At 68.8% G+C, this 12,261-nt stretch carries 12 protein-coding genes; 9 read left to right on the forward strand and 3 right to left on the reverse strand.

The window, feature by feature from the left end:
* Positions 1–10: 10 nt before the first annotated feature.
* Positions 11–1,885 (reverse strand): Na+/H+ antiporter, encoded by a 1,875-nt coding sequence (locus AC3IMC_RS05045; protein WP_490917314.1) that lies wholly within the window; start codon positions 1,883–1,885, stop codon positions 11–13.
* Between the two features lie 47 nt (positions 1,886–1,932).
* Here AC3IMC_RS05045 and AC3IMC_RS05050 point away from each other — a divergent pair, with 47 nt between their 5' ends.
* From AC3IMC_RS05050 to AC3IMC_RS05070, 5 genes are all read left to right on the forward strand, one after another.
* Positions 1,933–2,727 carry an ABC transporter ATP-binding protein gene (locus tag AC3IMC_RS05050; protein WP_473696955.1) on the forward strand — a complete coding sequence of 265 codons (795 nt, stop codon included), beginning with the start codon at positions 1,933–1,935 and terminating at the stop codon, positions 2,725–2,727.
* Complete coding sequence (locus AC3IMC_RS05055; protein WP_490917315.1) at positions 2,709–4,280, forward strand: transporter; 1,572 nt, start codon at positions 2,709–2,711, stop codon at positions 4,278–4,280. The genes AC3IMC_RS05050 and AC3IMC_RS05055 overlap by 19 nt, the downstream gene beginning before the upstream one ends.
* A 22-nt stretch (positions 4,281–4,302) precedes the next feature.
* A complete protein-coding gene (gene nagB, locus AC3IMC_RS05060) occupies positions 4,303–5,082 on the forward strand; it encodes a glucosamine-6-phosphate deaminase (protein ID WP_490917316.1) in 780 nt (259 codons plus the stop codon).
* 119 nt (positions 5,083–5,201) lie between these two features.
* Positions 5,202–5,543: a DUF3039 domain-containing protein gene (locus AC3IMC_RS05065; protein ID WP_221386802.1), complete on the forward strand. Its 342-nt coding sequence runs from the start codon at positions 5,202–5,204 to the stop codon at positions 5,541–5,543.
* The gene (locus AC3IMC_RS05070) at positions 5,543–7,321 is read left to right on the forward strand and encodes a DEAD/DEAH box helicase (RefSeq protein WP_490917317.1); all 1,779 of its coding nucleotides are present in this window, start codon (positions 5,543–5,545) and stop codon (positions 7,319–7,321) included. Before AC3IMC_RS05065 ends, AC3IMC_RS05070 begins: the two co-directional genes overlap by 1 nt.
* A gap of 19 nt (positions 7,322–7,340) precedes the next feature.
* On the opposite strand, the gene AC3IMC_RS05075 is transcribed toward AC3IMC_RS05070, so the two are convergent.
* Both AC3IMC_RS05075 and AC3IMC_RS05080 read right to left on the reverse strand, forming a co-directional pair.
* On the reverse strand, positions 7,341–7,976 hold the full coding sequence (locus AC3IMC_RS05075; protein WP_490917318.1) for an isochorismatase family protein: 636 nt from the start codon (positions 7,974–7,976) through the stop codon (positions 7,341–7,343).
* 9 nt (positions 7,977–7,985) lie between these two features.
* Positions 7,986–9,314, reverse strand: a complete 1,329-nt coding sequence (locus tag AC3IMC_RS05080) for a nicotinate phosphoribosyltransferase (RefSeq protein WP_490917319.1) — start codon at positions 9,312–9,314, stop codon at positions 7,986–7,988.
* A gap of 38 nt (positions 9,315–9,352) precedes the next feature.
* Here AC3IMC_RS05080 and clpS point away from each other — a divergent pair, with 38 nt between their 5' ends.
* The 4 genes from clpS to AC3IMC_RS05100 all read left to right on the forward strand — a co-directional run bounded on the left by clpS (position 9,353) and on the right by AC3IMC_RS05100 (position 12,223).
* Complete coding sequence (gene clpS / locus AC3IMC_RS05085) at positions 9,353–9,733, forward strand: ATP-dependent Clp protease adapter ClpS (protein WP_490917320.1); 381 nt, start codon at positions 9,353–9,355, stop codon at positions 9,731–9,733.
* A complete protein-coding gene (locus AC3IMC_RS05090) occupies positions 9,726–10,292 on the forward strand; it encodes a DUF2017 domain-containing protein (protein WP_490917321.1) in 567 nt (188 codons plus the stop codon). The genes clpS and AC3IMC_RS05090 overlap by 8 nt, the downstream gene beginning before the upstream one ends.
* 105 nt (positions 10,293–10,397) lie before the next feature.
* Positions 10,398–11,429 (forward strand): glutamate racemase, encoded by a 1,032-nt coding sequence (gene murI, locus AC3IMC_RS05095; RefSeq protein WP_490917322.1) that lies wholly within the window; start codon positions 10,398–10,400, stop codon positions 11,427–11,429.
* A complete protein-coding gene (locus tag AC3IMC_RS05100) occupies positions 11,426–12,223 on the forward strand; it encodes an MBL fold metallo-hydrolase (RefSeq protein WP_490917323.1) in 798 nt (265 codons plus the stop codon). The genes murI and AC3IMC_RS05100 overlap by 4 nt, the downstream gene beginning before the upstream one ends.
* Positions 12,224–12,261: the final 38 nt, after the last annotated feature.

A 12,261-nucleotide genomic window follows, 5' to 3' on the forward strand; every position in this document is an offset into this window, starting at 1 on the left:
TTCCCGCGGATCAGCCCAGCAGGTCGTCCACATAGCACCAGCGCCACTGTTCGCCGGGTTCGATGCTGCGCATGACGGGGTGGCCGGATTCCTTGAAGTGCCGGCTCGCGTGCCGGCCGGGGGATGAGTCGCAGCAGGCCACGTTTCCGCATCCCAGGCACATCCGCAGGTGGACCGGGATGGTTCCTTCCCTGGCACACCCGGCGCAGGCAGGGCTGGCGGGAACGGGAGACGGCAGTGCCGTGGCCAGGTGGTCGCAGACCCCGCCCGGCTGGGACAACCCCTCGCCGCCGCCCTCGACGCCCGAGCCGAGTTCGTTGAGGGAAGCGTCCAGCATGGACTCTTCGACGTCCAGGCGTTCCAGCACCTCGCTCAGGACTTCATGTGCGAAATCCCCGCCGCTCCTCAGCTCCAGCACCTTCTCCCGTTCGGCCTCGAGCATCGCCATCCTCAGCTGGGCGTAGCGCTGGCTCGGGGTGGCCGCCTCGGTGCCGGGCCTGCCCAGCCGCTCCCAGGCCGCCAGCCCGCGCTCCTGCGTCCGCCGCCGGAGCATGTCCATGACTTCCGGCGGGTCGCCCTCCCGCCGCAGCTGCTCCAGCCGCTCCAGTCCCGCCGCGGTGGCCAGCTGCATCAGCGAGGCCTGGTTCAATGCGTCCTCCCGTTTGTCCGGCCGCGGAACCCCCAGCACCCGGACGAGGCCCGGCAGCGTCAAGCCCTGCAGGACCAGCGTGCCCGCCACCACCACCACCGCCGCCAGGACCAGCACGTTGCGGTGCTCCAGGTCGTCGGGCAGCGTCAGGACGGCGGCCAGCGTGACCACGCCGCGCATGCCCGCCCACGAGACGATGGCGGGGAACTGCCACGGCGGTGCCGGATCCTTCCGGCGCACGGCCGGGATCAGGCGGGGCAGGTAGGTGGTTGGAAAAACCCAGACGGGGCGCAGCACCAACACCGCCAGCAGGATCGCGGCGCAGCCCGGCCACACCCGGCCCACGCCCAGGGAATCGTCCTGGACGCTTTCGACGATGGTCCGCACCTGCAGTCCGATCAGCAGGAACACGGAGTTCTCCAGCAGGAACTGCACGGTGTCCCAGTTGCTCCGGGCGCTTTGCCGCGCGGCGCCGTTGGGCATGGCCGGAGCCTTGGTGCCCATCACCAGCCCGGTGACCACGACGGCGAGCACCCCGGACGCGTGGATGGCCTCGGCCGGCAGGAAGGCAACAAAGGGCGCCATCAGCGACGTCGAGGTATTGATCGCCACGTTCCTGACCCGCTTCCGGATTTCGGTCAGGATGTAGGCGGCGGCGAGGCCCACCACCAGGCCGCCGCCTGCGGCGACGGCAAAGCCGCCGGCCACATCGGGCACAGAGACGGAGCCGGCGATGGCCGCCACCGCGGCGCGCAGGCACACCAGGGCCGTGGCGTCGTTGACCAGCGATTCACCTTCCAGGATGTTCACGATCCGCCGAGGCATGCCCACCCTGCGGGCGATCGCCGTCGCCGCCACAGCGTCCGGCGGCGCAACCACAGCCCCGAGCGCGAAGGCCGCTGCCAAGGGAATCTCAGGAAAGATCCACCACACCACCAGGCCCACAGCCAGCGTGCCGAACACGACGTAGCCCACTGACAGCAGCGCGATGGAGCGCCTGTTTGAACTGAAGTCGAACAAGGACGTCCTGAATGCGGCCGCATAGAGCAGCGGCGGGAGCAAGCCAACGAGCACGAGCTCGGGGTTCAACTCCACCGGCGGGATGAACGGCAGGAAGGAGCCGGCGATGCCCGCCACGACGAGCAGCAGCGGGACCGGTACGTTGACCATGCGGCCGAGGGCGCTTCCGGCGCAGACCACCGCCACGATGGCCAGCAGGCCCAGTGCGATATCCATCTGTTTAGTCTGGCACCGACTGCGGGCCTGGCGGCTAGGCTGGCGGTATGACAACGCCGATACCCGCCCAGGCCCCGGAGGCGGCACCCGTCGCAGCCCTTTCCATCCGTGGGCTGGCGAAGAGGTTCGGCGGGAAGATCGCCGTGGACGGGCTCAGCCTGGAGGTCCCTGCCGGATCATTCTTCGGAATCGTGGGACCCAACGGCGCCGGCAAGACCACCACCTTGTCCATGGCGACCGGGCTCCTGCGGCCCGACTTCGGCACGGCCCTGGTGCACGGCGTGGACGTCTGGCAGCATCCGCTGCAGGCCAAGCGCCTCATGGGAATCCTGCCCGACGGGGTGCGGCTCTTCGACCGGCTCACCGGTGAACAGCTGATCACCTACGCGGGCCTGCTGCGGGGGATGGAACGGGACGTGGTGTCCGCCAGGGCACGGGAGCTGTTGGCGGCGATGGACCTGACCGGGGACGCCGGGACCCTGGTGGTGGACTACTCGGCCGGCATGACCAAGAAGATCGCCCTGGCGTCGGCCATGATCCACGCGCCCCGGCTGCTGGTCCTCGACGAACCCTTCGAGGCTGTCGATCCCGTGTCGGCAGCGAACATCCGCTCCATCCTGGACCGCTACGTCGCGTCGGGCGGCACCGTCATCGTGTCCAGCCATGTCATGGACCTGGTCCAGCGGATGTGCGACCACGTGGCGGTTGTTGCCCGCGGCCGGCTGCTCGCGGCCGGAACAGTGGACCAGGTCCGTGCGGGAGCTTCCCTGGAGGACCGGTTCGTGCAGCTGGTCGGCGGCCATACCCACACGGAGGGGCTGGAATGGTTGCGCACCTTCTAAGGCTCAAGCTCACGCTGCTGCGCAATGGTCTTCGCCGCAGCCGCTGGCAGCTGGTGGGGATGGCCATTGCCGGGCTGTACGCGCTCGGCCTGGTGGCGACGCTGATCCTTGCCTTGGTCCTGCTGCGCAATGCCGGCCAGGAGGTTGCCTACACGGCCGTGGTCCTGGGCGGTGCGGCCGCCGTGGTGGGCTGGGGCGTTATTCCGCTGGTGGCATCCGCCACGGACATGACCCTTGACCCGGCGCGCTTCACCACCTTCGCGATCCCGATGCCGCAGCTGCTGGCTGGCCTGGCACTCGGCGGTCTGATCGGGATCCCCGGGCTGGCTACCTTGTTGGTGGCACTGTCCACGGTGGTGACCTGGTCCCGCGGCGTGCTGCCTGCGCTGGCGGCCCTGCTGGGTGCCTGCCTGGGCGTCCTGACCTGCGTGGTGCTGGCCAAGGTGACGACCACCGCGACGGCGAGCCTTGCCGCGTCCCGCCGCTTCAAGGACACCAGTTCCATCGTGTTCATGGTGCCCCTGGTCCTGCTGGGCCCGATCGTGGCAGCGGTGGGCCGCGGCATTTCGGCCTCCGCTGCTTTCCTGCCGGAGTTTGCCCGCACCCTTTCGTGGACCCCGCTGGGGGCGCCCTGGGCACTGGCCGGCGATGTGGCGGCCGGCCGTCCAGGCGCCGCGGCCCTGAAACTGCTGTTGTCCCTGGCTACCCTCGCCGCGCTAGCCTGGTGCTGGAAACTGCTCCTGGAGCGCGCGCTGGTGACGCCCCCGTATGCCGGTGGCACGAAGCGCAAGGGCAGCCGGCTGGGACTCCTGGGCGTGCTGCCGGCCACCCCTGCCGGTGCCGTGATGGCGCGCTCCCTCACCTACTGGCTCCGCGATCCGCGGTATTCGGGCTCCCTGGTGGTGATACCGCTGCTTCCCGTGGTGCTGGCTTTCCAGGGAACGCAGACCGGGAACTACGGGAGCCTGGCCCTCCTGGCTCCGCTGTCCGCCTTCATCCTCGCCTGGTCCATCTCCGCCGACGTCTCCTACGACAACACCGCGTTCGCCCTGCACCTTGCCACCGGCGTTTCCGGGGTGGCAGACCGGCTGGGCAGGGCGCTGGCATGCATGGCGTTCGCGTTGCCCGTGGTGCTGGTCTTTGCAGTGGGCTACGCCGCGTTCTCGCAGGAATGGACTGCCTTGCCGGGCCGGCTGGGATTGAGCCTGGGGATACTGTTCACCGGCCTCGGACTGTCCTCGGTGGTCTCGGCCCGGTACACCGTGACGGTTCCGCTGCCGGGGGACAGCCCGTTCAAGAAGCCGCCGGGCAATGTTGGCCAGACCCTTGCGGTGCAGTTCCTGGGCATGGCGGTCCTGGGGGTCCTGGTGCTGCCGGAAGCTGCGCTGCTGCTCGGCCAGGCGCTCACGGGCAACGCCCTCTTTGGCTGGCTGAACCTCGCGGCCGGGATTGTGCTGGGGCTGGCGCTGTTCCTGGCAGGCGTCCGGCTGGGCGGCAGGTGGCTGGATGCGCGGGGGCCGGACCTCCTGGCGCAGGTTTCCGTTAATCGCTGAGAACCTACCGGAAGGAAATGGCATGGAAGTAGTGATCCTGGGCGGCAGTAAACAGCTTGGCAGGCTGGCGGCGGATGCCATCGAGGACCTCGTCCGGCGCAAGCCTGATGCTGTCCTGGGCCTGGCGACGGGTTCATCGCCGCTGCCCGTGTACGACGAACTTGCAGCCCGGCACGCCCAGGGCCTGGACTTCAGCCGGGCCTCCGCGTTCACCCTCGACGAATACGTGGGGCTGCCGGCCGGGCACCCGGAATCCTACCGGGAGGTGATCCGCAGGGAATTCACCAGCCGGGTGAACATCGCGCCGGAGAACGTCCACGGCCCGGACGGCGCCGCCGCCGACATCCCGGCCGCGTGCGCGGCCTATGAGGAGGCGATCCGGGCGGCGGGCGGGGTGGACCTGCAACTGCTCGGGGTGGGTACGGACGGCCACATCGCGTTCAACGAGCCGGGTTCCTCCTTCGCCTCGCGCACGCGCATCAAGAGCCTCATCGAGCAGACACGGCGGGACAACGCCCGGTTCTTCCACAGCCTGGCCGAAGTGCCGCACCATGTCCTGACGCAGGGCCTGGGCACCATCATGGATGCCCGGCATGTGATCCTGCTCGCCACCGGCGCGCAGAAGGCTCAGGCGGTCCGCGACTTCGTGGAAGGACCGGTGGCAGCCATCTGCCCGGCGTCGGTACTGCAGTTCCATCCGCACGCCACCATCCTGCTGGACGAGGCCGCCGCTTCTGCGCTCCGGCTTGCCGATTTCTACCGGCACACCTATGACCACAAGCCGGCCTGGCAGGGGCTGTAACCTGGGCACGGCCGGTCCCCTCAGTCCGGAAGAGGACGACGGCGGCCCGCGCGGGACGGTGGGTTTCGTCCGGCACGTGCCGCGCCGACGTCGGACGCCGGGCCGGCGGAAAGGCTAAGATGGTTGGCATGACTAGCATGACGGACCCTCTCGAAAACGACCCGATGCGCGAGCTTTCCGGGGCTGGAACGTCCACGGCCACCATTGAGCGCGAGGAACTGCGCCAGGAAGTTGAACCGGGGGACCGGGAGCGCTTTTCGCACTACGTGCGGAAGGAAAAGATCATGGAGTCCGCGATGACCGGGGAGCCTGTCATCGCATTGTGCGGCAAGGTCTGGACGCCGGGCCGGGACCCGAAGAAGTTCCCGGTCTGCCCCACGTGCAAAGAGGTCTATGAGGGCCTTCGCCCGGGCAACGACGGCGGCAAGGGTCCCGGAGGGGACTCGGGCAGCAACCAGTAGTGACGGAGACGCTCTTTGGCGGCCCCACCCTGCCTCCGGCCTATCCGGAACGTGCAGCCTGGGGAACCGCCCCGAAACTCCGTGCCTGGCAGCAGGAAGCGCTTGACCTCTACCTGAAGAACAGCCCGCGGGACTTCCTCGCGGTGGCAACCCCCGGCGCCGGCAAGACAACCTTCGCGCTGCGGATTGCCTCGACGCTCATCGACTCGGGGGCGGTGAACCGCGTGACGATCGTGGCGCCCACCGACCACCTGAAGCGGCAGTGGGCAGACGCCGCCGCCAGGGTGGGCATCGCCATCGACCCCAACTTCAAGAACTCCGACGGCCAGCACGGGCGCGGGTTCATCGGCGTGGCTGTCACCTATGCACAGGTTGCCAGCAAGCCCCTGCTGCACCGTGCCAAGACCGAGGCCGCCCGCACGCTGGTGATCCTGGATGAGATCCACCACGGCGGCGAGGCGCTGTCCTGGGGTGATGGCCTGCGCGAGGCGTTCGACCCCGCGGTGCGCCGGCTGTCCCTGACCGGTACGCCGTTCCGTTCGGACACCTCGCCCATCCCGTTCGTGGAGTACGCAGAGGACCGGGACGGCATCCGGCGCTCCAAGGCCGACTACACGTACGGCTACGGCAACGCGCTGCGGGACCACGTGGTCCGGCCTGTCATGTTCATGGCCTACTCAGGCCAGATGCGCTGGCGCACCAGCGCCGGCGAGGAAATGGCGGCGTCGCTGGGCGAGGCCGCCGTCACCAAGGACATCACCAGCCATGCCTGGCGGACCGCCCTGAACCCTGCCGGCGAGTGGATCCCCGCCGTCCTGGCCGGCGCGGACAAGCGCCTCAGCGAGGTACGGCGCACCGTCCCCGACGCCGGTGGCCTGGTCATCGCCACCGACCACGAGGACGCCCGTGCCTACGCCGGCCAGCTGAAGAGGATCACGGGGGAGTCGCCCACCGTCATCCTTTCCGATGATGCGAAGGCCTCCAGCAAGATCGAGGAGTTCTCCGGCGGGGATAAGCGCTGGATGGTTGCGGTCCGCATGGTATCCGAAGGCGTGGACGTGCCCAGGCTGTCCGTGGGTGTCTACGCCACGTCCACCTCCACCCCGCTGTTCTTCGCCCAGGCCGTGGGCCGCTTCGTGCGTGCCCGCAAACGCGGCGAGACGGCGTCGGTGTTCCTGCCGTCCGTCCCGCAGCTGATGGCGCTGGCAAACTCCATGGAGATGGAGCGGGACCACGCCCTGGACCGGCCGGAAAAGGAGGACCCGGACGGGCTCTTCAACCCGGAAGACTCGCTGATGGACGAGGCCAACCGCGAGGAGAAGGCCTCGGACAGCCTCACCAAGGGCAAGTTCGAGGCCCTGGATTCCCAGGCCTCCTTCGACCGCGTGTTGTTTGACGGCGGCGAGTTCGGCACCGGCGGCGAGGTGGGGTCCGACGACGAGATGGACTTCCTGGGGATCCCCGGGCTCCTGGACGCCGAACAGGTGGGCACGCTCCTGCGCCAGCGCCAGCACGAGCAGCTGAACCGGAAGAACCGGAAGGCTCCGGCGGCGGAGCCCGCTGCCCCCGCCGTCCCGGACCACCGCATGCTGATGGACCTGCGCAACGAACTCGCCAAGAACGTGGCGGCGTGGGCTGCCCGGACCGGGACGCCGCACGGCGTGGTGCATACGAAGCTGCGCACCGTCTGCGGTGGACCGCCGGTGGCACAGGCCAACGAAGAGCAGCTGAAGTCCCGGCTGCGCATGCTCCAGGACTGGTTCGTCGGCCGGAAGTAGCGGTGGGGCGGAGCCGGAGCTAGGCGATGTCCACGCCGCCAAGCTCCATTTCGGCAACGGCCTCTTCGAGGTCCTCGGCGATGCCCGCGGTCAGTGACCTGACGACGGTCACGCCGTAGCCGGCCTGGACGGCGTCAAGTGAGGTGGCCTTCACGCAGTAGTCAGTGGCGATGCCCACCACCACTACGTCCTCGACGTCGTGGCTCTGCAGCCAGTCATCCAGTCCGATGGCATCCCCGTCTGCCAGCCGTTCCGTGTCAGCGGCGGCGGCCAGTCCGCCTGGCTGCCGTTCGCCGGTGGGGACAGCGTCCTCGGGTGCCAGCAGCCCTTCGAAACCGGAGTACGCGGCAGCGAACTGCCCCTTACGGAAGTAGGCCTGGATGTACTCGGTGTCGAGGTCGGGGTGCAGCTCCGCGCCGCGGGTGCCGGCCACGCAGTGCGGCGGCCAGCTGTCCTTGTAGTCGGGAGTGTCGGAAAAATGGCTGCCGGGGTCGATGTGCCAGTCCTGGGTGGCCACCACATGGTCGAACTGGCCGTGGTGGGCGTCCAGGTACTCGCTGATGGCACCGGCCACAGCCGCGCCGCCGGGGACAGCGAGCGAACCGCCCTCGCAGAAATCGTTCTGGACGTCAACGATGATCAGGGCCCGGGACATCAGTTCTCCTCAGTTGTCTTCGTAGAGCGTGGGGATCGCAGCCTCGCCGCGCTGGAGCCGGTTGACCACCGGCGGGAGTTCCGCCATTGACTCCGCGTGCCGCTGGCGGGCCCGGACTACTCCCTCGTGGCCGGTCCATCCCGGCAGCAGCTCGCCGTTCTTCATGAACTGCTGCAGCAGCGGCCGGTCGTTGCCGTCGTCCTCGGGCCGATGGCCCACACCCACCACCTCGGCGGTGGCCGTGCCGCGCCCGTCCAGCTTCCGCAGCGCGTACTTGCGCCCGCCAACGCTCGCTTTGTTCTTGGCTGCCTTGGCAACGGACACGAAATTCCCGTCGTCGTCCGTGCGGCTGACGAGCTTGTAGACCATGCTGGCCGTAGGGGCTCCCGAGCCTGTCACGAGCGAGGTGCCCACGCCGTAGGAGTCGACGGGCGCGGACTGCAGCGCTGCGATGGCGTACTCGTCCAGGTCGGACGTGACAACGATTTTGGTGTTTTCGTTGCCAAGGTCGTCCAGCAGCCGGCGCACCCACTGTGCCTGGTCCACCAGGTCGCCCGAGTCCAGCCGGACCGCGCCGAGCCGGTGCCCGGCCAGGTCAACGGCCGTGCGGACGGCCTTTTCGACGTCGTACGTGTCCACCAGCAGCGACGTGCCCTCGCCAAGCGAGCCTATCTGCGCCTCGAAGGCATCCCGCTCGGTGTCATGCAGCAGCGTGAACGAGTGGGCCGCGGTGCCTACGGTCTTCACTCCGTACCGGATGCCGGCCTCGAGGTTGGAGGTGCTGTCAAAGCCGGCAATGATGGCCGCCCGTGCCGATGCGGGGGCCGCTTCCTCGTGCGTGCGGCGTGACCCCATTTCGATGCAGGGCCGGCCGTGCGCGGCGCTGACCATCCGGGACGCGGCGGAGGCGATGGCGGTGTCGTGGTTGAGGACCGAGAGGATGTACGTCTCCAGCATGCAGGCCTCCGCGAACGTGCCCTCGACAATGAGGATCGGGGAGTTGGGGAAGTACGCCTCGCCTTCGGCGTAGCCCCAGATGTCGCCCGAGAATTTGTAGTCGGCCAGGTACTCGAGGGTCTCCTGGTTGACCACGTGCGTACGCTCCAGGAACTCCAGTTCAGCCTTGCCGAAGCGGAAGTTGGCGATGCCTTCCAGGAGGCGTCCCGTTCCGGCCACGATGCCGTAGCGCCGGCCGTCCGGCAGCCGCCGGGCAAACGCCTCAAACACGGACCTGCGGTGCGCCGCCCCTGAGTGGAGGGACGCCTGCAGCATGGTCAGCTCGTAGTGGTCAGTGTAAAAGGACGTGCGGGGATGGTCCCAGCCGGCTGAGGTGCTCACGAAAATCACTCTATCGGGCGTCCCCATAGAATGGACAGATGACCATAAGCGTTGCGCCCGGCCCTGATACGCAGGAGGGCACCCGGACCGGCACAGCAGAGTCCACCGACTCGCTGACCGCGCCGGACATCCCCTGGAACCTGGTGATCTGGAACGATCCCGTCAATCTCATGAGCTACGTCAGCTACGTGTTCCAAAGCTACTTTGGCTACTCCGAAAGCAAAGCCAACAAGTTGATGATGGAGGTCCACAAGAAGGGCCGCTCCATCGTGGCCTCGGGCAGCAAGGAACAGGTGGAGCGGCACGCGGTGGCCATGCACGGCTTCGGGCTGTGGGCCACGGTGGAGAAGGCAAGCGGGGGCGGCGGCAATTCAGGCAAGTCCGGCGGTCCGGGCCAGGGCAAGGGGAAACGTGGCTAAGGCATTCAAGTACGGGCTCAAAGGCATCACCGGCTACCTGGAACCGGCCGAACGGGACCTGCTGCGCAGCCTGATCGACGACGTCATCTCCATGCTCCAGCCCGAGGAACGCGCCGGGCAGGACCCCCTGGCGGCACTGATCGGACTCGACATGGACGTTACCGAGCCCACGGACCGTGCCGTCCGGCGCCTGCTGCCCAACGTGGTGAAGGACGACGGCGCGGCCAGCCTTGAGTTCCGCCAACTCACCGAGCGTTCGCTGCGGGAAACGAAGATCGGGGCCCTGCGCGCAGCCGCCCTGGACCTGGACAAGGACGAGATCGTGCTGACGCCCGAAGGGGCACGGCACTGGTCCATGGCGCTGAACGATGTGCGGCTGGTCCTGGCCGAGCGGCTGGACATCCGGGACGAGGCAGACGCGGAGCACGTCCACCGGATGCAGGACTGGTCCCAGGCCGAGGATGTGGAGAGCTACCTGGCGCTGGTGTACAACTTCACCACCTGGCTGCAGGAATCCCTGGTCCAGGCCATGCTGCAGTCGCTGGAATCCCGGCGTTGAGCGGCGGCCGCCGCCGTTCCCGGGGTCCTTGTGACAGATCAGACACGAGTTGCAGGCCACAAGATGATGCCTGACACATCGGGGAGCACCTATCCTCGAATAATCATGACAACAGCCTCGAGCATGGACCCGTCAGCGCGAACTGAACCGGCGCCCGCGGCCGGCGACCTTCCGGCCGCCGCTCCGGCAACCCGGCCCATCGGCGTTTTCGACTCCGGAGTCGGCGGCCTGACCGTTGCCCGCTCCATCATCGACCAGCTCCCCAACGAGTCGATCCTCTACGTGGGGGACACCGCCCACGGGCCGTACGGCCCCCTTCCCATTGCTGAGGTGCGGGCCAACGCCCTGGGCGTGATGGACGAACTGGTGGACTCCGGGGTCAAGCTGCTGACCATTGCCTGCAACTCGGCGTCGGCCGCTGTGCTGCGCGATGCCCGCGAGCGGTACACCGCGAGGTACGGCATCCCGGTCATCGAGGTGATCCAGCCGGCGGTGCGGCGTGCGGTCGCCGCCACCCGCACCGGCAAGGTGGGCGTCATCGGCACGTCTGCCACCGTGGGTTCGCGCGCCTACGAGGACACGTTCGCCGCGGCCCCGGACCTCGACATCACCTCGGTGGCGTGCCCCGAGTTCGTCAGCTACGTGGAGGCGGGCATCACCACCGGCCCGGCCCTGCTCGCCGTCGCCGAGGAATACCTGGCACCGCTGAAGGCTGCCGCCGTGGACACAGTGGTCCTGGGCTGCACCCACTACCCGCTGCTGACCGGCGTGATCTCGTACGTGATGGGCGCGGATGTCACGCTCGTCTCCAGCGCCGAGGAAACCGCGAAGGACGTGTACCGGGCCCTGGCCACCCACAACCTGCAGCGCACCTCCGATGCTCCGCCCGAGCACCACTTCGTGGCCACCGGCGACGCCGGGCAGTTCGAAGCCCTGGCCCGGCGGTTCCTGGGCCCGGAGGTGCTGTCCGTGCGCCAGGTTGACCACGTGGCGGCCCAGTATCCCACCGGCAGCCTGGCGCGCATCACGCCGGAGATGATCGCGGCAGCCCAAGGCGCCCGGCAGCGCCCCCGCATCTCGAACTTCGTGGGCGGTGGGCTCACGGATGCCGGCCGCGCCGGGGGACCTGCCCTGTGAAGCTGACCATTGTGGGGTGTACGGGCTCGTTCCCCGGGCCCGGCTCCCCGGCGTCGTGCTACCTGCTGACTGCCAGCGACGGCGAGCGGACGTGGAAGGTGGTGATGGACCTCGGCAGCGGGGCGCTGGGGGCTATCCAGCGCTACACGGACCTGGAGGACATCGACGCGATCTTCCTTACCCACCTGCACCCGGACCACTGCATGGACCTGTGCGGGCTGCATGTGGCCATCCGCTGGAAGCCCGGCGGCTGGGGACGCGGCCGGATTCCCGTCTGGGGGCCCGCGGCCACGGCTGACAGGATGGCCACCGCGTACGGCCTGGACCTGGACCCCGGGATGCACGAGGAGTTCGACTTCACCAACTGGGCGGAGCGCAAGCCCGTGACCGTCGGACCCTTCACCGTCACCCCGTACGCTGTGAACCACCCCATCGAGGAGGCCTACGCGCTGCGCGTGGACGTGGTGGAGCCCGGCAAGGACGGAACACCGGTCCACCGGACCCTGACGTACTCGGGCGACACCGACTCCTGCCCCGGGCTTGAGGAAGCGGCAAGGGACGCAGACCTGTTCCTGTGTGAAGCCGCCTTCGAGGAAGGCCGGGACAGCGACATCAAGGACGTCCACCTCACGGGCAAGCGGGCGGGCGAGGCTGCCGCTGCCGCCGGGGCCCGCCGCCTGCTGCTGACGCACATCCCCGTCTGGACGTCCCAGACCACCGTCATGGCGGAAGCCCGCCCGGTCTTCCCCGGTGACGTGGCCGTCGCCGTGGCGGGCGTGCACTACACGATCTAGGGGCTGCGTCCTGCCGGGTGCCGCGCAGGTACCCGCGC

The organism is Arthrobacter sp. E70 (assembly GCF_058266945.1).

Excerpts from the sequence above, each read along its gene's own strand:
- murI (WP_490917322.1), top strand. The coding sequence starts at position 10,398 with ATGACAACAGCCTCGAGCATGGACCCGTCAGCGCGAACTGAACCGGCG.
- AC3IMC_RS05050 (WP_473696955.1), top strand. The coding sequence starts at position 1,933 with ATGACAACGCCGATACCCGCCCAGGCCCCGGAGGCGGCACCCGTCGCA.
- nagB (WP_490917316.1), top strand. The coding sequence starts at position 4,303 with ATGGAAGTAGTGATCCTGGGCGGCAGTAAACAGCTTGGCAGGCTGGCG.
- clpS (WP_490917320.1), top strand. The coding sequence starts at position 9,353 with ATGACCATAAGCGTTGCGCCCGGCCCTGATACGCAGGAGGGCACCCGG.
- AC3IMC_RS05065 (WP_221386802.1), top strand. The coding sequence starts at position 5,202 with ATGGTTGGCATGACTAGCATGACGGACCCTCTCGAAAACGACCCGATG.
- AC3IMC_RS05055 (WP_490917315.1), top strand. The coding sequence starts at position 2,709 with ATGGTTGCGCACCTTCTAAGGCTCAAGCTCACGCTGCTGCGCAATGGT.
- AC3IMC_RS05045 (WP_490917314.1), bottom strand. The coding sequence starts at position 1,885 with ATGGATATCGCACTGGGCCTGCTGGCCATCGTGGCGGTGGTCTGCGCC.
- AC3IMC_RS05075 (WP_490917318.1), bottom strand. The coding sequence starts at position 7,976 with ATGTCCCGGGCCCTGATCATCGTTGACGTCCAGAACGATTTCTGCGAG.